A 23345-nucleotide genomic window follows, 5' to 3' on the forward strand; every position below is an offset into this window, starting at 1 on the left:
GGCTGGGGCGCGATGAGGCCATAGTACGACCCGCGTCGAACAAGTGGTGTCCGGCCTGGTGGCGGCGGCTCTTGCGTGGTCTATGACGTACGGCATAACTTACCGGTAAGTAATTCGGCTGCCCGACCCTGGCGGCGGCCGTGGCGACCGACGACGAACCCCGCAGCTCACCCGCCCCGGATCCACCCGCCCCGGACCCCACTCAGCCTGAGGGAGCCCCATGCCCACACTCGACCGCCAGGACGATGTCTTCGTCCTCGACCTCGGGACGGACGAGAACCGCTTCCACCCCGACTGGATCGCCTCCGTCAACGCCGCTCTGGACACCGTGGAGAAGACGGAAGGGGCCCGGGCCCTGGTGACCGCCGCGACCGGCAAGTTCTACTCCAACGGCCTGGATCTGGACTGGCTGCTCGCCCACGCAGACCAGCACCAGGACTATGTCGTCTCCGTCCATGAGCTCCTCGCGCGCCTGCTGTCCCTCCCGGTGGTCACCGTGGCCGCGCTCCAGGGGCACACCTTCGCCGCCGGAGCCATGTTCTCCCTGGCCCATGACTTCCGCGTGATGCGCGCCGACCGCGGCTACTGGTGTCTGCCCGAAGCCGACATCAACATCCCCTTCACCCCGGGCATGTCCGCCCTCATCCAGGCCCGGCTGGCCCCGCAGACCGCGCACGAGGCCATGGTCTCCGCCCGCCGATTCGGCGGCCACGACGCCGCGGCCGCCGGGATCGCGGACCGCGCCGTCGACGAGGACGCCGTCCGGGGGACCGCCCTCGAGATCGCCCGGGCCCAGACCGGCAAGGCGGGCGACACCCTCGGCACCATCAAGGCCCGCATGTACGCCCCCGTCCTCGCCGCCCTGCGTGACACCACCAGCCCCCTGGGCTGATACCGGCGACTCGCGCCACCACCACAGCAAGGAGCCACCCGTGTCCACCACCGATCTCGCCGCGCTGTCCGGCCTGGAACTGATGCGCTGGATACAGTCCGAGCGCCCCACCGACATCCCCTCCATCGGCCGGCTGCTCGGCATGCGGTTCGACGAGGTGGAACACGGTCGCATGGTCATCTCCCTCGACACCCGGCCCGACTTCGCCAACCCCCTCGGCGCCGTCCACGGCGGCATCGCGGCCACCCTCCTGGACTCCGTCATGGCCTGCGCCGTGCACACCACTCTCCCCGCCGGTGTCAGCTTCACGACCCTCGAACTCAAGGTCAACTACATCCGGGCCGCCCACACCGGCGGACAGACCCTCACGGCGGAAGGGTCCGTCATCCACGCCGGCCGCCGCACCGCCACGGCCGAGGGCAGGGTCATGGATGAGCAGGGGAAGCTGATCGCCCATGCCACGACGACCTGCCTCGTCCTGCGGCCCGCCGACTGAGAGACCCTGACGTTCGAAACCCTGACGTTCGAAACCCTGACAGCGGTCGTACTCACCATGCGCGCGACCGCTGTCACACGGCTGCCTCGGCGCGCAGCCGGTCCCGGGCCCGGCTGTCGTAGCCCAGCTCTTCCAGGACGGTGTCCGTGTGCTCCCCGAGCGCCGGGATCGGGTCCATGCGCGCCGGGCGTCCCGGCAGCCCGATGGCCGGCAGCACGGCGGTCAGCGGCCCGACCGGCGACCCCACCTCGGTCAGCCGGTCCCGCGCCACGAGCTGCGGATGCGCGCCGATCTCGGTGACCTCGCGCTGTCGGGCGTGGGCGATCCGCGCCGCGGCCAGGCGCCGCTGGACCTGCTCTCCCGTCAGCCCGGAGAACACCTCGGCGATGTGTTCCTCCAGCGCACGGCGGTGTGCCACCCGCCGGCTCCCGGTGTCGAAGCGCTCGTCGGTGGCCAGCTCGGGCCGGTCCAGTACATGTCGGCAGAAGGCCGCCCACTCACGTTCGTTCTGCACGGAGAGCACGATGTCGGTGCCGTCCCCCGCGGTGAAGGTGCCGTACGGGGCGATGGCGGCGTGGCTGGTTCCGGTGCGCGCCGGGGGAGTTCCGCCGTACTCCGCGTAGTAGAAGGGATAACCCATCCACTCCACCAGCGAGTCGAGCAGGCTGATCTCCAGCGCCGCGCCGACGCCGGTGCGTTCCCGCTCGTACAGGGCGGTGAGGATGGCGGAGAAGGCGTACATCCCGGCGCCGATGTCGGCCGCCGGGATTCCGCTCTTCGCCGGTGTCTCCTCGCTGCCGGTCACGGACACCAGACCGGCCTCCGCCTGGATGAGCAGGTCGTAGGCCTTGGCGTCGCGATACGGACCGCTGGAGCCGTACCCGGAGATGGCACAGGCGATGAGACGGGGATGCCGGGCGCGCAGCTCCCCGGCGCCGAGGCCGAGCCGCTCGGCGGCGCCGGGGGCGAAGTTCTGGATGAACACATCGGCGCCCGCGATCAGGCGGTGGACGACCTCCCTGGCGTCGGGGTGCTTGAGATCGAGGGTGACGCTTTCCTTGGACCGGTTGAGCCACACGAAGTGGCTCGACATGCCGCGCACCGTCTCGTCGTAGCCCCGCGCGAAGTCCCCGGTGCCCGGTCGCTCGACCTTGATGACTCTGGCGCCGAGATCGGCGAGATGGCGGGTGGCCAGTGGCGCGGCGACGGCCTGCTCGCAGGCGATCACCGTGATTCCGGCGAGGGGCAGCGCGTTCATCGGACTCCGATCGCGATGTGTTCGGCTGCCGCCATGCTAGGGGCGGGACGCGCCCGCTCAGGAGGGCGACATGGCACCGAGCCCGTCCGCGGCCGCCAACGCTCCGCGGCGCCGGAGGAAAAAGAAAGTGCTTTCGAAGCGGACGCGAAGTGACGTGCGCCAGCATGGTCGGGCAAGCCCTGGTACACCACCGTAGGAGGATTTGTCATGGGGAACGCAAAGACGGCTGGAAAGGCGCCGGCTTCCGCCGTGGAGACGACGGTTCTGCGGGACGCGCTGGTGGTTCCGGTCCGGATGAGCCTCGGCTGGCCGGCCGCGCGCAGCTCTTCGGAGCTCGTCGACGCGGTGCGCGGCGCCCGGCGCTGAGCACGCTCCCCGGACGGCCTTGACCGCCGCTCGGCGCTCAAGGCCGTCCGGTCCGCCGACGCTTGAGGAAGCTCCAGGAAGCCGCAGGAAGCTCGAGGAAGAAGGCAACACCCGGCTCATGACGCTCTTCTCGTTCCGCTCCTGCTTCGACGGGGCCGTTCCGCCGACCGTGGCCGATCCCGCGGCGCTCGGCACCGCCGCGTTCCGCGCCGTCTCCTTCTGCGAGCCGTTCCGCGCCGCCTCCGGGTACGGCTGGTACCTCTACCCGCCGCTGGACTGCTTTGTGAAGTGGGACGGGACCTCCTTCCGCTGGCTCGCCGAAGGCTGTCCCGACTGGCTGCCGCTGACCGAGGTGGCGGCCCAGACCATGCTGCGGGTGCGGGACGGCGAGGCGCCCGACGACGACCCCGTGCTCGGCCTGCCGGTCTTCTCCGTGGCCCCCGAACCCGGGCTGCTCCAGGTGTGGACGGGCCTGGTCGCGCGCACCCCGCCGGAGTGGAGCCTGCTGGTGCGGGGCGTGCCCAATCTGCCGGGCAGCCTGACGTACGAGGTGCAGGACGGGCTGATCGAGTCCGGCTGGTGGCACGGACCGCTCGTGGGCAACCTCCGGTTCCGCCGCACCGACGAGGTGGTCCGCCTCTCCCGCAGATACCCGCTGTTCGCCGTGCAGCCGGTGCCGTCCGAGGCGTACCAGAGCCAGACGCTGCGTCAACTGGAGTTCGTGGCGGCCGACTCCGATAACCTGGAGGAGACCCGGCAGATGATCGCCGACGCCCTCGCGGTCCGGCGCGACGACCGGCCGGGCGGCTACCGCCGCGAGGTGGCACGCCGGCGGCGCGGGGGCGGGACGCCGGACGCCAGGGCCGGGTCGGCCGGTTAGCCCGGGCCGACGGCGGACCCTTCCGCCGGAGCATGGAAGACGAGAACGCCAGATGCGCTACCTGCTCCTCGGCCCCGTGACGGTCACCGGTCCCGACGGGCCGCTGCCCGTGGCCGGGCCCAAACGACTCGCGGTGCTGGCGGCCCTGCTGCTGAACGCCAACCGCGTGGTGTCCGAGCGCAAGCTGTCCGACCTGGTGTGGGGCAACGACCCGCCGTCCAGCGTGCGCGGACAGATCCAGGTCCATGTGTCCGAGCTGCGGAAACTGCTGGGCCGCGCCACCATCGTCCGGCAGGCGCCGGGCTATCTCATCGTGGTGGGGCCCGGCGAGCTCGATCTGCACGCCTTCGACGAGGCCGTGGCCCGGGCCCGGGACGAACTCGAGGCCGGACGCCCCGAGTCGGCCGCGGAACGGCTGCGCGCGATACTGGACACCTGGCGCGGACCCGCGCTGGGCGGGGTGACCGAGCCGCTCCGCGCGCTGGAGGGACCCGGGCTGAACGAGCGTCGGCTCAGCGCACTGGAGGACTTCTTCGACGCCCGGCTCGCGGCGGGCCGCCACGTCCACACCGTCGGCGAGCTGCGGCAGGCGGTCGGCCGTCACCCGTTCCGGGAGCGGCTCCAGGTGCAGCTGATGCTGGCGCTGCACCGGTGCGGCCGTACTCCGGAGGCGCTCCAGGTGTACGCGGACACCCGCGCCCGGCTCGCGTCCGAGGTGGGCATCGAGCCGGGCCGGTCGCTCCGCGACACCCATCTGCGGCTGCTGCGCGACACCACCGAGGGCGCGGCGGCGGGTACGGCCGAGCGCGCCCTGGACGACGGTGTCCCGGCGCCTGTGCCGGACGGGCGGACGGCCCTGTCCGAGCAGCCGCCCGTGCCCCGGCAACTGCCTCCCGACGTCCCGCTGTTCGTCGGCAGGAACGACCAGCTGGAGAGCCTGGACGGGCTGCTCGCGGCCGGTGCGACCACCGCGGTCGCCGCGGTCGGCGGCGGCCCGGGGGTGGGCAAGACCTCGCTGGCGGTGCACTGGGCCCACCGTGTCCGCGACCACTTCCCCGACGGCCAGCTGTATGTGCCGCTGCGCCAGTGCGGGCCGGACGGGCCCGCGCTGGACCCGGCGGAGGCGGCGGCCGGGGTGCTGGAGGCGTTCGGCGTGCCCGGGGCGCGGATCCCGGCGGGCCGGGCGGCCCGGTTCGGCCTCTACCGCAGCGTGCTCGCCGGGCGGCGGGTGCTGATCGTGCTGGACGACGCCCAGGACGCCGCCCAGGTACGGCCGCTGCTGCCGGGCGTTCCCGGCTGCCTGGTCGTGGTGACCGGCCGGACCCGGCTGGTCGGCCTGGTCGCCGCCGAGGGCGCCCGGCCCGTCACCCTGGACCCGCTGTCGGCCCGCGAGGCCCGGGAGTTCCTGGCCGGCCGCCTCGGCGCGGCCCGGGTGGCGGCCGAACCGGAGGCGGCCGACCGGCTGGGCGAGCTGTGCGCCCGGCTCCCGCTCGCCCTCGCGATCGTGGCCGCACGCGCCGCCATCTGTCCGCAGTTCCCGCTCGGCGCGCTGGTCGGGGAGGTGCGGGACGCCGGCGGGGTCCTGGACGCGCTGGACGGCGGCGATCCGGAGATCGATCTGCGGGCGGCGTTCGCCCGGTCGTACCGCTCCCTCACCCCGCGGGCCGCCCGGCTGTACCGGCTGCTCGGCCTCCACCCGGGTCCCGAGGTCGCCCCGTCCCTCGCCGCCGGGCTGCTGGGCGAGCCGGAGCGGCGGGTCCGGCCGCTGCTCGCGGAGCTGGGCCGGGCCCACCTGGTGACCGAGGAGGCACCGGGCCGGTACCACCGTCACGACCTGCTCCGCGCGCACGCCCTGGAGCTCACCCTGGCGCAGGACACCGAGGAGGACCGGCGGGCCGCCTGCCACCGGCTGCTCGACCGTCCCGCGCACTCCGCCCAGGGGGTGGCCTGGCCGTTCCACGCCCTGGGACCGGCCCCGGTGGAACCCGGCCGCCCCGGCCTGCCCGCACCCCGTCGCGCGCCGCCGGTGACGGCCGGGTGCCCGGGCCGCCGCGATGGCGAGGCGTAGCCGCCGCGACTCGCTCTCACCGGTGCTGTCGGCGGGGGCACCTAAACTGGGGCCTTCGGCGGACGGGGCCGATCGGGTCGGGCGAACGGGAGAGCGACAGTGGCGAACGGCGTCGGCGAGGATCCGCCCGCGGAGGTGCTGGCGGAGGCCGCCGCGGCCTTCGGACTGCTGGCTTCCCCCGCCCGGCTGCACATCGTGTGGGTGCTGGCGCACGGCGAGAGCGATGTGAGCGGGCTCGCGGAGCGGGTCGGCGGCGCGCTGCCCGCGGTGAGCCAGCATCTGGCGAAGCTGAAGCTGGCGGGGCTGGTCCGGTCCCGCCGCGAGGGGCGCCGGGTGGTGTATCTGCTGGACGACCCGGATGTGGTGACCATGGTCCGGTGGCTGGTCGGGCAGGTGGCGGAGCGCGCCGGCCACCCGGCGGCGGAGCGTGTCCGTGGTCTGGGCGCCTGAGGACACCACGGAAGCCGGCACCACGCGCTCTGCCTCGGGCGGTGCCGGCCCGGCCACGGCGGCGGCCGCCTCATCGGGCGCCCCGGACGTCCGGGACCTGGCCCGACTCACCTCGCTGGAGACCCTGCGCAGGCTGGGGAGCGGGCCCCGGGGGCTGGTGGAGGCCGAGGCCGAGGAGCGCCTGGGCAGGTGCGGGGAGAATGTGGTGCCCGCCCGGCGCCCGGCCTCCTGGCGGGGGCGGTTCGCCCGCAGCCTGCGGGACCCCTTCACCAGCGTGCTGCTGTGCCTGGGGCTGGTGTCCGCGGCGGTCGCCTCCTGGGGGACCGCCTGTGTGATCGTCGTGCTGGTGGTGGTCAGCTGTGTGCTGCGGGCCGGCGGGGAGTACCGGGCCGACCGGTCCGTGGCCGCGCTGCGGGAGCTGGTCGCCACCACCGCGACCGTGCGGCGCCGAGCCGCCGCGTCCGCCGAGCCGCGCTCCCGTGAGATCCCCGTCGATCAGCTGGTGCCCGGCGATGTGATCAGCCTGGGCCCCGGCGACCTGGTCCCGGCGGATGCCCGGCTGCTGCGTACGAGCGGGCTGACCGTGCACCAGGCGGCGCTGACCGGAGAGTCCGCGCCCGTCCCCAAGTACGCCGTGGACGCCCCCGGCGCCGCGGGCCCGGCCCCGTTCCAGCAGCCGCACCTGTGCTTCCAGGGCAGCAGTGTGGCGTCGGGCAGCGCCACCGCGGTCGTGGTGGCGACGGGCGAGCACACCCGGTTCGCCGCGACCCGCCGCGGGCTGCTCCGGCATCGGCGGCCGTCCGCCTTCGACCGCTCGGTCAACAGCATCTCCTGGATGCTCGTCCGCTTCATGCTGCTGACCCCGCCGCTGGTGCTGCTGGCCGGGGCCGCGCTGGACGGGCGTGGCGTGGAGACGCTGCCGTTCGCGGTGGCGGTGGCCGTCGGTCTCACCCCCGAGATGCTGCCGGTCGTCGTCACCTCGGCGCTGGCCCGCGGCGCGGCCCGGCTCGCCCGCGACCGCGAGGTGATCGTCAAACGGCTGCCCGCGCTGCACGACCTCGGCGCCGTCGACGTCCTGTGCACCGACAAGACCGGCACCCTCACCCAGGACCGGCCGGTCCTCGACCGCCACCTGGACGCCGAGGGCCATGACGACCCGACGGTGCTCCACTGGGCCGCCGTCAACAGCTTCTGGGCCCTCCAGCTGGCCGACCTGCCCGCCCCCGACACCCTGGACGAGGCGATCCTGGAGGCCGTCGCGGACTACGACGACCTGCTGGACTACGACGGCGTCACCGCGCTGCCCTTCGACCCGGTGCGCCGCAGTTCCATCGCCGTGGTGCGCCGCCCCGGCCGTACGGGGCTGCACACCCTGGTCGTCAAGGGCGCGGCCGAGGACGTCCTCGGGCGGTGCGCCCGGGTGCGGACCGGCGGCAGCGACACCGAGCTGGACGCGGCGGGCCGGGACCGGCTGCTGCGCCGGGCCGAGGAGCTGGCGGCCGACGGCCTGCGGCTGCTGGCCGTCGGGCTCGCCGAACGCCCGGCCCGCCCCGGCCCGTACAGCCGGTCCGACGAGCGGGGGCTGACCTTCGTCGGCTTCGTCGGGCTGCGTGACGCCCCGCGGCCGACGGCCGCCGACGCCCTGGGCGACCTCGCCCGCCGCGGGGTCACCGTCAAGGTCCTCACCGGCGACCACCCGGGCACCGCCGCCCGCGCCTGCCGCGAACTCGGCCTGGCCGGGCCGGTGGTCACCGCCGACCGGATCGACGGCCTCGGCGACGCGGCCCTGGCCGAGCTGGCCGAGAAGACCACCGTCTTCGCGCGCTGCACCCCCGAACACAAGGCCCGTATCGTCGGCGCGCTGCGCGAGGGCGGGCGCACCGCCGGGTTCCTCGGCGACGGCGTCAACGACCTTCCCGCGCTGCGCGCCGCCGATGTGGGCGTCTGCCCGCGCGACTCCGTCGATGTGGCGCGGGACGCCGCCGACATCGTGCTCGCGGCCAAGGACCTCACCGCCATCGACCACGCGATCGCGGCGGGGCGGCACAGCACCGGCAACATCATCACGTATCTGCGCATCGCGCTCTCCTCCAACCTCGGCAACGTCATCGCGATGCTCGCCGCCGGGCTGATGCTGCCGTTTCTGCCCATGCTGCCGCCGCAGGTCCTGGCGCAGAACCTGTGCTTCGACGCCGCCCAGCTCGCCTTCGCCTTCGACCGGCCCGGCCCGGCGGCCCTGGCGCGGCCGACCGTACTGCGCCCGCGCGATCTGCTCCGCTTCCTCACCGGATTCGGACTGCTCAACGCCGTCGCCGACCTGGCCACCTTCGGGGTGCTCATGGTCGCGGTGCCCGGGGCCGGCGATATCGAGGGCCAGGCGGCCTTCCACGCCGGGTGGTTCACCGAGAACCTCCTCACCCAGGCCCTGGTGATGGTCGTGCTGCGCGGGGGCGGCCGGGACGGCGAGGGCCGGATGCCGGTGCCGATACGGCTCGCCGCCACCGCGCTCGCCGTCATCGGGGTGCTGCTGCCGCTGTCGCCCCTGGCGTCCGTGCTGGGCATGACCGCCCTGCCGCCCGTCTACTACCTGCTGCTCACGGCCGTCCTCGCGCTGTACGCGGCGGGGCTGGCGGCGGCCAGGGCGCACTGGGACAGGCGCGCCGAAGGCCGGTGGTGAGCGGGCGGCGGGGCCGTCATCCGTGCCGTCCTCCGTGTCGTCATCCGTACGAGAGGTCGGAGCAGGGGTCGGTGTCGGCCGAGCGGGCCGTGTCGGCGACCTCGGAGGGCAGCGTGGTGGGCGCCGAGGCGCTGGGGGAGGGGTCCGCGGCGTAGTCCTGGCCCAGGGTGACGCTGATGCCGGGCGCGTCGGCGGGCTGGAGCCGCGCCCCCGGGAAGACCCGGGCCACCGTCTTCGCCTGCTCCTGCTCGCCCGGGCCGTAGGTGACGAGGGTGGTGGTGTGGTCCTGTGAGGCGGCGGTCGCGGTGCCGGTGACGGTGAAGCCGTCGGCGCGCAGCGTCTCGGCGGCGCGGGCGGCCAGCCCCGTCACGCCGGTGCCGTTGTAGACGGCGACGCTGATGCCCGCGCCCGACACACTCGCGGAGGATTCGGCCGGGGACGGTGTGGGGGACTTGCGGGACTTCGAACCCCCGCTCGCGTCCTTGCCGTCGATGGTGCGGTCGGCCTTGAGGTCCGCCCACAGCGCGTCCGCCTGGGGCCGCACGATGGCGACCCTGGCGCCCTGGTAGCGCCAGGGGACGGTGATGAACTTGGTGTTGTGCAGATCGACGTCCTTCATCGACATCGCGAAGGACACCAGCTTGTCGACCGAGCCCAGCCCCGGGTCGACGGTCATGGACTTGGTCGCCGCCTTCGCGAGCGGCAGCAGCGTGGTGGGGTCCATGCCCTGGGACTTCACCTTCTTGATCAGGCTCGCCACGAACGCCTGCTGGCGCTTGATGCGGCCGATGTCCGAGCCGTCGCCGATGCCGTGCCGTATCCGCACATAATCCAGAGCCTTCTGGCCGGAGACGGTCTGCTCGCCCTTGCCGAACAGGAGCTTGCCGCGCGAGCCGCGGTTCGGGCTGAGGTCGCGCTGGTAGATGTCCTTGGGGAGGCAGACGGTGACGCCGCCGACCGCGGAGGTCATCTTGGAGAAGCCCTCGAAGTCGACGACGACGGTGTGATCCACGCGCAGCCCGGTCAGCTTCTCGACGGTGTTCTGGGTGCAGGCCGGGTTGCCCTCGGCCGTCTCGCCCACCGAGAAGGCCGCGTTGAACATGGTGTCCTTCTGCTCCTCGGTCCACTTCCCGTCGGGCAGCCGGCACGACGGGATGTCGACCAGCGTGTCGCGCGGTATGGACACCGCCACCGCGTGTTTGCGGTCGGCGTACACATGCAGCAGGAAGGCGGTGTCCGAGCGCCCGACGTCGCCCTCGCCACCTCCGTAGCTGCTGTTGTCGCCGGAGCGCGAGTCCGAGCCGATGACCAGGACGTTCTGCCCGCCGGCGCCCGCGGCCGGCCGGTCCCGGCTGATCCCGTCCCCGCTGAAGGTCTTGATGTCCGCGTTGAGCCAGAGGTAGATCCCGCCCACCGCGGCGACGATCAGCACGAGCAACGACACCAGTACGACGGCCACCACCCGCCCCCGGCTGCGCTTGCGCCGCCGCCTCCCGCCCGTGGCCTGGCCGCTTCCGTGGCGCTCGGCCACCGCCTTGTGGCTGCCCGACATCCTGTGCACCCTCACCCGCGCCGTTCCCGAGGGGACGGCGGACGCCACCCCCTAAAGTTGTATAGTTGCGCAATGTAGCAAGTGATCTCGGGTGGACGGGAAGGGGAGTGCGGTCATGTTCCTGCGCAACGGTCTGGAGCCGTGGCATCTGCTGATCGTGGCGATCGTGGTCATTGTGATGTTCGGCTCCAAGAAGCTGCCGGACACCGCTCGGTCGCTGGGCAAGTCGCTACGGATCCTGAAGAGCGAGGCCAGAGCCATGAAGAGCGACGACGCGCAAGCCGCCGCCCCGGACGCCGCCCCCGCGCGCCCCACCTCCGAGGGTGGTGCCACCGCGCCACGCTGAGCGGTCCGTTCGCCTCCCCGGTCCGCGGGTCCTGTGTGATCCGGTGTTATTGGATCACATAGGACCCACTCATCCGGAATATGTGCATCCCGCCGCTATGTCCGTCCTTGCGTTTTATCATCGCCAACGGTTCGGTAATTCGCTTGAGACTGACGGGGGAAGCGTGACACTGACCGACAATGTGGCATGGGCACCCACCTCCCCCTTCCGCTCGGAAGAGCGGGGGGACGTGTCCGATGAAGAGGAATGGACCGAGGCGCCGTCCGCGTCCTACCTGGACAGCCCGTTCCGGGGCGCGGCCCGCGACACCGGGTGCGGGTCCGTGGACGCGCACAGCGAGGCGGTGCGCGAACTGCTCGCCGAGCTCTACTCGGACGAGATGGAAGAGGCCCTCTCCGAACTGCTCGAGGAGACGGCCGCGTTACACGCCGAGCACTCGGCCGCCCTGGTGGGCGCCACCGCCTCGGAGGCGGCGGAGCAGCCGGCGCGCGAGCATCTGGAGGCGCTTGCCGAGCAGGCGGAGCGGTATCTGGAGGCGCTCGCCGAGGCCGCGGGCGAGGCGGACACGCGCTCGCTCACCGAGGCCGAGCTGGAGAGCGTCTTCGAGTCGGTGGCGCCACCGGCCGGCGTGGGGGAGTCGCCCGCCTTCGAGCAGTTCCTGGGAGCGCTGAAGAACTTCGCCAAGAAGGCGGTCAGCGGCGCGGTGAACCTGGCCAAGAAGGGCGTCCAGGCCGTCAAGACCGGCGTCAAGGCGGTGGCCAAGGTGATGCCCATCGGCGTCATCCTGCGCCAGCTGCGCCCGATCGTGCAGCCGTTGCTGATGCGGGTGCTGAAGATCGCCATCGGCCGGCTGCCCGCCCCGGTCCGCCCGATCGCCACCCAGCTCGCCCGGAAGCTGCTGCGCGAGGCGCCGATGACGGAGGCGGAGGAGGCGGAGAGCGCCGACCGGGCGCCGGCCGCCGAGGCGCTCGGCGCGGAGCCGGCCCCGGCCGCCCTGCTCAGCCTCGAACTCGCCGGAGCCACCGCGGGCCTGCTGCTGACGGGCGAGGAGAGCGAGCGCGAGGCGTGGGCCGCCGAGGCCGCCCAGTCCCTGTCCGGCGGGGCCGCCGAGGCATACGGACACCAGAGCCCGGCCGCCGAGGCCGAATCGCTGGCCGAGGCCCGGGAGCGGTTCACCGAGGTGCTCGGCCGACTGCCGGACGGCGGTGATCCGCGGCCCGCGCTGGAGGAGTTCCTGCCGGTCGTGATGGCCGCGCTGCCCATCGTGCGCAAGATCGTCCAGATCGCCGGGCGGCAGAACGTCGTCGGGGCGCTGTCCAACCTGCTCGCCGCGCTCATCGGCAAGTTCACCGGCCCGCGCAACGCCCGCATCCTGGCCGACGCCATCGCCGACACCGGCCTGAAGCTCCTCAGCATGGAGACCGCCGCGGAGGCGCCGGAGCGGCTCGCGGCGAGCGCGCTCGCCGCCACCGCCGAGGACACCGTCCGGCAGCTCGCCCAGCTCCCCGCCGAGGAGCTGGAGGACCCGGTGCGGCTCGAGGTCGCCGCGGGCAAGGCGTTCAACGTCGCCGCCGCCGCGAACATCCCCTCCACCCTCCTGCGCGAGGACCTGGCGGAGACCGAGGCCCCCGGGGTCAAGGGCATGTGGGTGCCGCTGCCGCGCGGCGCCAAGGGAGCGCTGCGCTACAAGAAGTACTCGCGCGTCTTCGAGGTGGAGGTCGGCGCCGAGCAGGCCGCCGCGCTGCGCACCGGCGGCGGGACACCGCTGGCCACGGTGTTGCGGGACCAGTTCCGGGTGCGCGCCTTCCCGGTGCGGCTGAAGATCCACCTGTACGAGGCCGGAGCCCACAGCTGGGCCCGCCAGATCCAGGCCGCCGAGCAGCGCGGCGCCGGGCGCGCGGGCGCCCGGCTGCTGACCCTGCTGCCGCTCACCCGGCAGGCCGCCGACTCCCTCCTCGGCCACCCCGGGCTCGGCATGGCGAAGGTCCCGAAGGTCGTCAAGGGGCGCCAACTGCCCAGGGGGGTGCGGCTGTACGGCATCGAACTGGCCGACCGGCGCCAGGGCGCGGGCGGCGGGGCCGCGGCGCCCGGACACCCGCGCACGCCCACCGAGGTCCAGCTCACCGTCGACGCCCGCGCGGGCCGGGAGAGCCTGGCCATCGCGCTCCACCTGGCCGAGGAGCGGGCGCAGGAGATCCTGCGGTCGGCGGGCACGCCGCCCGCCGTGGGCCCCTTCCTCGGCAGCCTCGGCTCCGCGCTGGCCGAGGCCACGGTGACGGCGCTGTTCGGCGGCGAGAGCCGCAATGTGCGGGTGTTCCGCGAGGCGTACGAGCAGTCCTCGCACCTGTCCCCGGCCGACGAGGGCGAGGAGTTCGTCTCGTCGCTTCCGCCACGGCTGCGCGACGCCGTCGCGGAGGGGCTGAAGCGGGCGGCGAGCCAGGCGTTCGCGCAGTACTTCAAGGGCCGGGTCGACGAGTTCGCCCGCGCGCTCCAGGACCCGAGGGACGGGGTCACGCTGGTCGTCACCCTGCCCGGCGCCCCGCTGGTCGGGATCGTCACCGGCATCCTGGGGCGCCGGCTGCCCTCCCTGCCCGAGGTGTCCCGGGCCGTCGCCGCGCTCGCCGCCGAGCCCGCCGCCAAGGTGGAGGTCAAGGCGGGCCGTCACCGTGGTTGAGACGCTCCGGCCGAGACCCCGGGCGGTCCCGGTCGACGTGCCCCCGCCCGCCCCCGCGCACCCGGGCGCGACGGATCCGCGGCCGCGGCCTGCCGACACCACACCGGAAGAGGGTCCGGACGCGGCGGCGTTACGTGTCCAGACCGCCCGGCAGCTCGCCCACTGGACCGCCGCCACCGAGGGCCTGGCCCAGCCGGAGAACTTCGCCTCGGCGGCCGCCTGGGCCTCGCTGGAACACCGGCTCGGGATCGCCCTCCGCACCGAACTACAGCGCGCCGTGGACCGGTTGCGCCCGAGGACACGCGCGCTCGCGGGCGCGCTGGCCCGGGCCCGCTCGGTCGAGGAGGTACAGGCCGTGCGCCGGGGCGTGGTGGCGGTGCGCCGCGACATCCAGCGCGTGGAGACGGTCGCCGACTTCTACGGCGACGCCGTCAACACCCGCACCGGGCAGCGGCTGACCGCGCTGCTGCGCGCCTGCGACCTGCTCGCCGTCCGCAGCATGACGGCGGTCCTGCCACAGCTCGGGCAGCCCGTGCCCGAGGTGCTCACCTACATCGACAAGGGGATGGGGGCCTCGATCCTCCGTGCCGGGGTGCGGCTGTGGGATCCGGCGGCCATCAGCCCGGTGGCGGCCATCAAGATCACCCGGCACAATCTGCTCCGCCCGACCGCGCTCATCCACGAGACGGGCCACCAGGTCGCCTTCCAGCTCGGCTGGAACGAGGAGCTGGCCCGGGCGCTGCACACCGCCGCCCGCCCGGGAGGCGAGGCCGTCGCCGACGCGTGGGCGCAGTGGGCGCAGGAGATCGCCGCCGACGCGTACGCCTTCGCGCACACCGGCTACGCGGCCCTGGCCGCCCTGCACGATGTCATCGCGGGACCGCCGCAGGCCGTGACCACCGTCCTGGCGGGCGACCCGCACCCGCCCGCGTATCTGCGCGTGCTGCTCGGCGCCGCGATGTGCCGTGACTGGTACGGCAGCGGGCCCTGGGACGACATGGAGCGCGCCTGGCTGCGCTCGTACCCGCTCGACGACCTGCCGAAGGAGCGCGCGGACGCGCTGCGGCGGGCCGTACCGGTGATCCCCCGGCTGGCCCGGGCCTGCCTGCGCCAGTCCGCGTCCGCCTTCCGCGGACGGCCGCTCGCGGCGCTGCTTGACCCCGGCCGGGTGTCGCCCGGCGAGCTCGCGGCCCTGTCCCGGCGCGGCGGGCCCGCGCTCTACACATCCGATTACTGGGCCGATGCGGAACCGCTCCGGATTCTCGCTCTTGGCTGCCTGCGGCTGTCACTCGACGGCCCCGACGCGGATAAGGCACGCACCGAGTTCGAGAACTGGCTGCTGGCGCTCGGCAGGAAAGGCTGACCATGACCACCACAGGCACCACACCCAAACAGATCGAGCCCTCCACCGCGGTCGCCACCGCGGCGGACCCGGCCCCGAACCCGCTTCAGGGCGTCGTCGACCAGCTGCGCCTGCTGCCGCGGCGGCTGGCCCGGCAGGAGCTCACCGACGAGGAGAAGCTGGGAGCGGCCTCCTTCAACAGCCTCTACGCGGAGTTCCTCACCGCGCACGACGCCATCGCCGGGCGCAGGCCGACGCCGGCCTACCCCCCGTTCACCACCCGCTGGAGCGACGCGGCCGAGGCACAGGCCCAGGTCGTCACCCATGTGGTGAACTCCCCGTCGAAACCCGAGGCGTTCAAGGTCTCGATCAGGATCGACGGGGTGGAGAGGTACACCTACCCGGGCGGGCCGAAGCCCACCCTGGCCCGGGGCGGCTATCTCGTGGCCCCCGTGGGCATACCGAAGGGCCCCGGCCCCTTCGCCGTCACCGGCAGCGTCGTCTACAAGGACACGGCGGGGGAGACCCGGACGTACAGCCCGGACACCACCGTCTCCCGCCGCAGGCTCTCCCTGTCCGCCGATGTCCTGACTCCCGAGAGGTGACCGACCCGTGTTCATGCAACTCGCCGGCGCCCTGCTGGCGGCTTCCCAGCCCAAGAAGACATTCGCGCAGGTGGCGGAGTTCATCTCGCGGCAGACTGCGGGCGACCTCGCCTCGCTGGTCGAGGCGACCTGGCAGCAGAAGAGCGAGTCCTTCCCCGTGCGGGACCCGGCGTACGCGCGCGACGCCCAGGAGAATGCTCGGAGGGTGCTGACCGGCTTCCAGGAGACCGAGATCCAGCTGCCGGAGAAGACCGACCATCTCGTCTACGCCTACATGCTGGAGAACACCCGGATCCTGGAGATCTTCCGGCGCATCCTGGTGTCCTTCTTCAACACGGAGAACTTCAACACGCCGTCCGCCGAGACCCTCCAGTGGCTGGACCAGACCGAGCGGCTGTTCTTCCGCGACCCCGGGCCCCTGTCGGTGCTGGCCGTCACGGGCGAGCTGCGGCCCGACGCGGACGCCGTCCGCCGCAACGCCTACCACCGGCTGCTCGGGCTCGATCTGAACCACGGCCGGGGCGGCAAGCCCGGGGCGTATCCGTACCACCGCACCGACGTCACCAACCAGCGCTTCCCCGTGATCTTCGGGCAGTTGCTGGAGGAGGTGTCCATTGGCATCCAGCATTCCAGCAACACCTCGGGCGCGAACCCGACGGACGACTTCCGCATCCAGGACCTGGTCCAGGAGATCGGCGACGTCATGCTGGACCGGCGCGGCCCGTCACAGGCGGGGCTGGCGCACGAGGAGTTCGTCGCGGTGACCTTCCTGTCCTGGCTGCATCTGGCGATCAGCTGGGAGAGCCCGGTGGTGCGCGACCTGCGGGCCACCGCCAGCACCCCGCACGAGCGGCTGCGGCGGCTCGGCGCGCGGGTCAAGCTGGACGCTCATCAGGACTCCCGGTCGTTCCTCCAGCTCGGGCCGGACGTCTCACTGCTGCTGTACTCGATCGAGCGGCGGCTGGAGCCGACCCAGCAGCCCGAGTACTTCTACACCCGCGGCTCGCAGCTGCGCCCGGTCATGGACCGGATCATCCACCACTGGTCCCATGTCACCGGCACCAATGTCCGCTCCCGCGCGACGCGGCTGGACCCGGGCACCGTACGGGCGCTCGGCAACGCGAGCGTGATCGCCTCGTCGCCCGCGTCGGTGGGCACCGGCTCGGCGGCGAGCGGGCAGGGCGCGGCGGTGCACGCGGCACGGGTCGGCGCCAAGGACCCGATGCCCCTCCGCTGACGGCGCCCCGGCGGGCTCGTCCCCCTCCCCGCCCCTCCCGGGAAGGGGCGGGGGAAGGGTGCGCTAGACCGGTTGTGCAAGGTACGGGGTGGTGGGCTGCCGCTCGGCCGGGCGGTGGCCCGCCAACAGGGCGACGACGGCGGTGGCGATCCGGTTCGCCTGGACGCGGATCTCGGGGATCGCCGTCGTCTCCCACAGGTTGCCGCGGCGCAGCGATCCGAGCGTCCACAGGGGCGCGGGATCTCCCGGGCCGGGCGGGAAGGCGGGCAGGAGGCGGCCGTCGGGGGCCGTGTCGAAGCCCAGGGCGTGCGGGCCGGGGCGGGCGAGGCCCGCGGCCAGGAGGCCGTGGACGAGCGGGTCGGCGGCCTCGGTCACCCGGCCCTCCGTACCGGTGCAGTTGACGACGGCGCCGAGCGGCCCGGTCCAGCCCGCGTACGGCGCCGGAAGCCGGACGCGGACTTCGCCGGACGCGGTGACGCGGAAGTCCTCCGCACGCAGCGCCCCGCGCAGGACCCGCAGGCCGCCCGTCCCCAGCGCGCCCCGGACGGCCGCGTGGGTGTCGGGCGGCATGCGGTGGCGGTGGACCTCCCACCACCGCAGCCGCGTCCGCAGGAACTCCCGCTGCTCCGCGACCGAAAGGCGCTGCCACACCGCGGCGGTGTGCGGGCGCAGCGCGTCCAGAGCGGGCCGCCAGTCACCGCAGGCGCGGCGCGCCCGCGCCGCCCGCAGCATGACCAGGCGCTCGAGGGCGGCGAGGGACCGCACCTCCGGCGGTGCGCCGGGGGCGAGGGGTGCGGCCGGAGCCGAGGCGTGGGCGGCCGGAAGCAGACCGTGCCGGGACACCGCGTACACCGTCCGGCCCGGCCGGACCAGCGACCGGGCCATGTCGCACATCGTCAGGCCCGTGCCCACCAGCAGGACATCGCGATCCCCGGGGATCGACGCCGGCACCCCCGGGCACCAAGGATCGGCGACGAAGCGGCCCGAGGCCCGCAGGGCCGGCGGGGCCCAGCCGGTCCTCGGCGCCAGCTGGCCGAGCGCGAGCACGGCCGCGTCCGACTCCAGGACCGCGCCGCCGCGCAGGCCCAGCCGCACCGCCCCGTCGCAGGCGCTGACCCCCTCGGCCCGGTCGTGCACTCGGCGCAGGGACCCGTACGGAGCCGCGTCCGCGGCGGCACATCTCAACCGGTCGGCCAGATAGCCGCCGTAGCGGGCCCGGGGAACGTACTCCCCGGGCCCGACCGCACGGCCTTCGCGCGCCGACAGCCAGCGGCGGAAGTCGTCGGCGTCGTCGGTCGCGCTCATCCGCCCGGCGGGCACGTTCAGCAGGTGGCGGGGGTCCGGTGTCCGGTAGGCGACGCCCCGTCCCGTGTCGGGGGAGGGATCGACCAGGTCCACCCGTACGCGCAGCCCGCCGGCGGAGGCCGCGTTCAGGAGCGCGGCGCACACGAGTGTGCCCGCCGCGCCCGCCCCGACGACGGCGACCCGGTAGGCCGTCTCCCCGTGGCGGTCGCTCATGATGGTGGCCGCCCGTCCACCATGCCGGCGGTCAGGGTGGTGCCGTCGGCCGGGTCGATCAGGATGAACGCGCCCGTGCGCCGGCACTCGGCGTAGGCGTCGCACGCGATCGGCTCAGCGGTCCGGAGGACGACGGTGCCGATGTCGTTGGCGACCAGCCGTCCAGGATCGGGATGCCGGGACAGGTCGTCGAGCGTCAGCCGGGACGGGATGTCCTTGACGACCGCCTGCACGGTGCGGGTGGTGTGTTTGAGCAGCACCCGCCGGCCGGGCACCAGCGGCTCGTCCGCGACATGGCAGACCGTGGCGACGACGTCCCGCACGGGCGCGGGGGGCGCCCCGGCCGGCGCGATCAGGTCGCCGCGGCCCACATCGAGGTCTGCCGAGAGAAGCACCGTGACCGACTGGGGCGCCCGCGCCACATCGACCGGTTCGCCGAGCAGGTCGATGCCGGAGATCGTCGTCGTACGGCCGGAGGGCAGCACGGCGATCCGCTCGCCGACGCGGAGCGTGCCGGAGGCGATCTGGCCCGCGTAGCCGCGGTAGTCGGGGTGTTCGGCGGTCCGCGGCCGGGTGACGTACTGGACGGGGAACCGCATCGGCTCCCGCGAGGGGGATCCCGTGGTGCGCACGGCCTCGAGGTGTTCGAGGACGGTCGGGCCGCCGTACCAGTCCATGGTGGCGGACGGCTCCACCACGTTGTCGCCCGCCAGCGCCGAGATCGGGATGGCGGTACACCATTTTTCCTGGGGGTTTCCCCCAGACCCCCAGCCGGGGATGCCGAGTTCGGTGGCGTAGGCCGTGAACTCCTCGGCGATGGTGGCGAAGACCGGCTCCCGGTAGCCGACGAGGTCCATCTTGTTGACGGCGAGGACCACGTGCGGGACGCGCAGCAGGGCTGCGATGGCGGCGTGGCGGCGGGTCTGCTCGACGACGCCGTTGCGGGCGTCGACCAGGATCACCGTGAGTTCGGCGGTGGAGGCGCCGGTGACCATGTTGCGGGTGTACTGCACATGGCCGGGGGTGTCGGCGAGGATGAACCGGCGCCGGGGCGTGGCGAAGTAGCGGTAGGCCACGTCGATGGTGATGCCCTGCTCGCGCTCGGCGCGCAGGCCGTCGGTGAGCAGCGCGAGGTCGGGGCCTTCCTGGCCCCGGTTGGCCGACGCGCGCTCCACGGCCTCCAGCTGGTCGGCGAGGACCGACTTGGAGTCGTGCAGAAGACGGCCGACGAGGGTGGACTTGCCGTCGTCGACGGAGCCCGCGGTGGCGAAGCGCAGGGTGTCGACGGTGCCGGACGGGGTGGTGGTCATGGTCAGAAGTACCCTTCCCGTTTGCGGTCTTCCATCGCGGCCTCGGAGAGTTTGTCGTCGGCGCGGGTGGCGCCGCGCTCGGTGAGCCGGGAGGCGGCGATCTCGGCGATGACGGCGTCCAGCGTGGTGGCGTCGGAGTCGACGGCCCCCGTGCAGGACATGTCTCCCACGGTCCGGTACCGCACGAGGCGCTTCTCCACGGTTTCGCCGTCCCTCGGGCCACCCCAGTCGCCGGCGGTCAGCCACATGCCGGTGCGCCGGAAGACCTCGCGGCGGTGGGCGAAGTAGATGGCCGGCAGCGTGATGCCCTCCCGCGCGATGTACTGCCACACGTCCAGCTCGGTCCAGTTGGACAGCGGGAACACGCGGACGTGCTCGCCCGGTGCGTGGCGGCCGTTGTAGAGGTTCCACAGCTCGGGGCGCTGGCGGCGCGGGTCCCACTGCGAGAACTCGTCCCGCAGCGAGAACACCCGCTCCTTGGCGCGGGCCTTCTCCTCGTCGCGGCGCCCGCCGCCGAACACCGCGTCGAACCGCTCGGCCTGGATCTTCTCCGTCAGCGGCAGCGTCTGGAGCGGGTTGCGGGTGCCGTCGGGGCGCTCCTTGAGGACCCCGCGGTCGATGTAGTCCTGGACGGAGGCCACGTGCAGCCGCAGGCGGTGCCGGGCCACCGTGCGGTCCCGGTAGTCGATGACCTCGGGGAAGTTGTGTCCGGTGTCCACGTGCAGCAGGGCGAAGGGCACCGGCGCCGGGGCGAACGCCTTCACGGCGAGGTGCAGCATGACGATGGAGTCCTTGCCGCCGGAGAACAGGATCACCGGCCGCTCGAACTCGCCCGCCACCTCGCGGAAGATGTGCACCGCCTCCGACTCCAGCGTGTTCAGATGGGACAGCGTGTACGGGCCGTCCAGGTCGGCCTCGACGCGGGTGATGCTCCTGGTCACGCCAGCCCCCTCTCCGTGAGCAGCGCATACAGCGCCTGTGCCGACTCCGTTGCCGGCTCGGTGTGCGACGCGATCCGCAGATCGGGCGACTCGGGCTCCTCGTACGGGTCGTCGACCCCGGTCAGCCCGGTCAGCTCGCCCGCGGCCGCTCTGGCGTACAGGCCCTTCACATCGCGTACGGAGCACACCTCGACCGGTGCGGCCACATGCACCTCGAGGTAGGGCGTGCCGGAGGCCGCGTGGCGGGCGCGCACCGCCGCACGGCTCTCCGCATACGGCGCGATGACGGGCACGAGGGCCAGCACCCCGTTGCGCGCGAGGATCTCGGCGACGAGTCCGATGCGCTGGACGTTGGTGTGCCGGTCCGCGCGGCCGAACCCCAGGCCCGCCGAGAGGAAGCGGCGCAGCTCGTCGCCGTCCAGTACCTCGACCCGGCGGCCCTCGGCGCGTATCCGGTCCGCCAGCTCGTACGCGATGGTGGTCTTGCCCGCGCTGGGCAGCCCGGTCAGCCACACCGTCGCCCCGGGGCAGCAGGTGCAGAAGGGGGTGCGGTCGATCGCGGGGGTGGTGGTGCGGGTCGGGGACAGGGTGTGGGGGCTAGGCATGGGCGAGGTCCTTGTCGACTCGGGACGGAGGGGGCCGCTTGCCCACCGCGCTCTCGGGGGAGCCTTCGCGGGGCAGCCGCGTGGCCAGGAAGCCCAGCACGACCGTGGTCGCGGCGATCACGACGTAGTACCACCTGAAGTCGCCCGTGGCGGATTTGAGGAAGCCGGCGGTGTAGTTGCCGACGATTCCGCCGAGGCCCTGGGTGACGTTGGTGACGCCGAAGATGACGGTGGCCGCCGCGCCGGACGCGGACTTGGAGACATACGCCGGGACCAGGCCGTAGATGGGGTAGAAGGCGAGTGCGAACAGCACGCCCGACACCATCGGGAGGAAGTGGACCGGCGCGAGGACGAGCAGCATCGCCGACACGAAGAACATCGCGTAGCACAGCAGCAGCGAGGTGCGCACGCCGATCCGGTCGGAGAGCCAGCCGACCGCGAACCCCGCGAACATCCCGATGAAGCCGATGACTCCCCAGACCTGCGCCGCGGAGTGGATGTCGAAGCCCTGCTCCTCGCGCAGGTAGGGGGAGAGATAGTTCTGGAAGGGCATACAGGCGAAACCGTTCAGGAACTTGATGATCCAGACGATGACCACCCAGCGGACGAGCACCATCCGCCAGCCCGCCCTGGCGCTGTCGGCGGCGGGCTCGTCGCCCTCTCCCGACTGCTCCGGCGCGTGGCCGGGCTCGCCGTCGGCGCCGCGGAAGAGCCCGAGCCGCAGAAAGGTGAAGGTCGCGACGGCGGTGGTCATCAGGGTGCCGAGGCCCACGCAGTACCACAGGCCGCGCCAGTTGCCGGCGCCCACGAAGGCGGGCACCAGGAGACTGTTGACCACGACGCCGTAGCTGGTGCCGCTGGAGATGAGCCCGAGGACCTTGCCCCGGTGGCGGTAGTCGATGACCTTGCCGACGATCTCCACCAGGGGCACATACACCGAGGCGGCGGTGCCGCCCATGATGGTGAGCAGGATTCCGATGACCACGATGCTGTCGGTGACCGGGACGAGGACCAGACACAGGCCGCACAGGGCGGCCGAGCCGATGGTCACATACCCGGCGCCGACCCGGGTGGACAGCCAGGTGCCGAGCAGGGCGAACAGCAGGAAGCCCAGCTGCCCGGCCGCCGTCACGGTGCCCACGACGGTGTAGCCGAAGCCGAGGTCCTCGCGCATGTCCGTGACGATCTGCGCGAACAGGTAGAACCCGAATCCGTAGGTGGCCGCCACGAAGCTGGTCAGCAGCACCGTGATGGCGAAGCCGGCGAGGGTCCGCGCGCGGTCGGTGTCCTTGGGGTTCACCGGGGTGTCGGTTGCCACAGTGTGCCGTCCTTCCCTACGACGTGCGGGCGACGTGGATGATGAAGTCCGCGTCATACGCGTCGAAGTCCTCGCGGAAGTCCCCGAAGTCCCGCACCGAGTCGAAGCCCGAGTCCAGCAGCAGGCCGGAGAGCTCGGCGGACAGGATCGGATAGACCTCCAGGTGGTGGACGTCCCCGTCGCCGAACTCGTAGCGGAACCGGCACAGCCGGTCGTCGACGCGCGCGACGGAGACCGAGGCGCCCGTGCCGCAGTAGTAGTAGTTGCCGCTGCTGCGATAGCGGTGGCGGCGGATGGAGTCGAAGTTGCGGTGGTCGACGATGAGGATGCCGCCCGGGTTCAGCGCCTCGCGGAACTCGGCCAGCACCGCCCTGCGGTCCGCCTCGTGGAAGAGGTGCGGGAAGGAGCTGCCGAGGCAGACGACCGCGTCGTAGCGGCCGTCCAGATGGCGGCGCAGGGTGCGCCAGTCGGCCTCGACCACGGGGAACGTGAGGCCGTGGCGGGCCGCGTTGCGCCGGGTCCGCGCGACCATCTCGGGGCTGCCGTCGACGGCGGTCACATCGAAGCCGTGCCGGGCGAGGGACACCGAGTGATAGCCCGTGCCGGCCGCGACGTCGAGGACCCGATGTGCCTTCGCGGCCGTCAGCAGCTTCGCGAAGAATCCCTGTTCGCTCCGTTCGCGGCGGTCCCAGTCGATGAGGTCGTCCCAGCGGTCCACGAGCGCGGTGCCGTACTGCGCCGCGAAGTCGTCGGCGGTGCGGTGGTCGTCGAGCACCGTCCGCGTGGTTGGGGTGGTGGTCATGAGATGTC

20 protein-coding genes are annotated in these 23345 nt (G+C 73.3%); 12 read left to right on the plus strand and 8 right to left on the minus strand.

The features are described from left to right. Positions 1-220 precede the first annotated feature (220 nt). Both ABTY62_RS02675 and ABTY62_RS02680 read left to right on the plus strand, forming a co-directional pair. Positions 221-892: an enoyl-CoA hydratase-related protein gene (locus tag ABTY62_RS02675; RefSeq protein WP_352127522.1), complete on the plus strand. Its 672-nt coding sequence runs from the start codon at positions 221-223 to the stop codon at positions 890-892. A 40-nt stretch (positions 893-932) separates the two neighbouring features. Beyond that, the gene (locus ABTY62_RS02680) at positions 933-1388 is read left to right on the plus strand and encodes a PaaI family thioesterase (protein ID WP_352127523.1); all 456 of its coding nucleotides are present in this window, start codon (positions 933-935) and stop codon (positions 1386-1388) included. A 73-nt stretch (positions 1389-1461) separates the two neighbouring features. Here ABTY62_RS02680 and ABTY62_RS02685 read toward each other — a convergent pair whose 3' ends face one another. Beyond that, on the minus strand, positions 1462-2646 hold the full coding sequence (locus ABTY62_RS02685) for a CaiB/BaiF CoA transferase family protein (RefSeq protein ID WP_352127524.1): 1185 nt from the start codon (positions 2644-2646) through the stop codon (positions 1462-1464). Between the two features lie 207 nt (positions 2647-2853). Here ABTY62_RS02685 and ABTY62_RS02690 point away from each other — a divergent pair, with 207 nt between their 5' ends. From ABTY62_RS02690 to mgtA, 5 genes are all read left to right on the plus strand, one after another. Beyond that, positions 2854-3012, plus strand: coding sequence for a hypothetical protein (locus ABTY62_RS02690; protein WP_311722293.1), 159 nt, complete (start codon positions 2854-2856; stop codon positions 3010-3012). 118 nt (positions 3013-3130) lie between these two features. Beyond that, entirely contained in the window at positions 3131-3892 is a 762-nt protein-coding gene (locus ABTY62_RS02695; RefSeq protein ID WP_352127525.1) for a DUF6065 family protein, read from the plus strand. Between the two features lie 52 nt (positions 3893-3944). Continuing rightward, a complete protein-coding gene (locus ABTY62_RS02700) occupies positions 3945-5960 on the plus strand; it encodes an AfsR/SARP family transcriptional regulator (RefSeq protein WP_352127526.1) in 2016 nt (671 codons plus the stop codon). A 99-nt stretch (positions 5961-6059) separates the two neighbouring features. Beyond that, positions 6060-6410: an ArsR/SmtB family transcription factor gene (locus tag ABTY62_RS02705; protein ID WP_311722297.1), complete on the plus strand. Its 351-nt coding sequence runs from the start codon at positions 6060-6062 to the stop codon at positions 6408-6410. Next, a complete protein-coding gene (gene mgtA, locus ABTY62_RS02710; RefSeq protein ID WP_352127527.1) occupies positions 6394-9087 on the plus strand; it encodes a magnesium-translocating P-type ATPase in 2694 nt (897 codons plus the stop codon). Before ABTY62_RS02705 ends, mgtA begins: the two co-directional genes overlap by 17 nt. 40 nt (positions 9088-9127) lie before the next feature. Here mgtA and ABTY62_RS02715 read toward each other — a convergent pair whose 3' ends face one another. After that, a complete protein-coding gene (locus ABTY62_RS02715) occupies positions 9128-10639 on the minus strand; it encodes an LCP family protein (RefSeq protein WP_352127528.1) in 1512 nt (503 codons plus the stop codon). 115 nt (positions 10640-10754) lie between these two features. On the opposite strand from ABTY62_RS02715, the gene tatA reads away from it, so the two are divergent. The 5 genes from tatA (at position 10755) to ABTY62_RS02740 (ending at position 16843) form a co-directional block, all read left to right on the plus strand. Continuing rightward, positions 10755-10985: a Sec-independent protein translocase subunit TatA gene (gene tatA / locus ABTY62_RS02720; RefSeq protein ID WP_352127529.1), complete on the plus strand. Its 231-nt coding sequence runs from the start codon at positions 10755-10757 to the stop codon at positions 10983-10985. A gap of 229 nt (positions 10986-11214) precedes the next feature. After that, entirely contained in the window at positions 11215-13659 is a 2445-nt protein-coding gene (locus tag ABTY62_RS02725) for a hypothetical protein (RefSeq protein WP_352127530.1), read from the plus strand. Then, the gene (locus ABTY62_RS02730; protein ID WP_352127531.1) at positions 13652-15022 is read left to right on the plus strand and encodes a hypothetical protein; all 1371 of its coding nucleotides are present in this window, start codon (positions 13652-13654) and stop codon (positions 15020-15022) included. The genes ABTY62_RS02725 and ABTY62_RS02730 overlap by 8 nt, the downstream gene beginning before the upstream one ends. A 2-nt stretch (positions 15023-15024) precedes the next feature. Beyond that, positions 15025-15606 (plus strand): hypothetical protein, encoded by a 582-nt coding sequence (locus tag ABTY62_RS02735; RefSeq protein ID WP_352127532.1) that lies wholly within the window; start codon positions 15025-15027, stop codon positions 15604-15606. A 7-nt stretch (positions 15607-15613) separates the two neighbouring features. Then, complete coding sequence (locus ABTY62_RS02740) at positions 15614-16843, plus strand: hypothetical protein (RefSeq protein WP_352127533.1); 1230 nt, start codon at positions 15614-15616, stop codon at positions 16841-16843. Between the two features lie 63 nt (positions 16844-16906). Here ABTY62_RS02740 and ABTY62_RS02745 read toward each other — a convergent pair whose 3' ends face one another. Genes ABTY62_RS02745 through ABTY62_RS02770 form a run of 6 tightly spaced genes read right to left on the minus strand, consistent with a single transcriptional unit; the run spans position 16907 to position 23337 of the window. Next, positions 16907-18361, minus strand: coding sequence for an FAD/NAD(P)-binding protein (locus tag ABTY62_RS02745; protein ID WP_352127534.1), 1455 nt, complete (start codon positions 18359-18361; stop codon positions 16907-16909). Beyond that, positions 18358-19671, minus strand: coding sequence for a sulfate adenylyltransferase subunit 1 (locus ABTY62_RS02750; RefSeq protein ID WP_352127535.1), 1314 nt, complete (start codon positions 19669-19671; stop codon positions 18358-18360). Before ABTY62_RS02750 ends, ABTY62_RS02745 begins: the two co-directional genes overlap by 4 nt. Positions 19672-19673: 2 nt before the next feature. Beyond that, the gene (cysD, locus tag ABTY62_RS02755; protein WP_502997390.1) at positions 19674-20612 is read right to left on the minus strand and encodes a sulfate adenylyltransferase subunit CysD; all 939 of its coding nucleotides are present in this window, start codon (positions 20610-20612) and stop codon (positions 19674-19676) included. After that, positions 20609-21217 (minus strand): adenylyl-sulfate kinase, encoded by a 609-nt coding sequence (gene cysC, locus ABTY62_RS02760; RefSeq protein WP_352127536.1) that lies wholly within the window; start codon positions 21215-21217, stop codon positions 20609-20611. Before cysC ends, cysD begins: the two co-directional genes overlap by 4 nt. Continuing rightward, positions 21210-22535 carry an MFS transporter gene (locus tag ABTY62_RS02765; RefSeq protein ID WP_352127537.1) on the minus strand — a complete coding sequence of 442 codons (1326 nt, stop codon included), beginning with the start codon at positions 22533-22535 and terminating at the stop codon, positions 21210-21212. Before ABTY62_RS02765 ends, cysC begins: the two co-directional genes overlap by 8 nt. 16 nt (positions 22536-22551) lie before the next feature. Then, positions 22552-23337 (minus strand): class I SAM-dependent methyltransferase, encoded by a 786-nt coding sequence (locus ABTY62_RS02770; RefSeq protein WP_352127538.1) that lies wholly within the window; start codon positions 23335-23337, stop codon positions 22552-22554. Between the last annotated feature and the right edge of the window lie 8 nt (positions 23338-23345).

Origin of the sequence: Streptomyces sp. NPDC097640 (assembly GCF_040302705.1) — a bacterium.
Classification (GTDB): domain Bacteria; phylum Actinomycetota; class Actinomycetes; order Streptomycetales; family Streptomycetaceae; genus Streptomyces.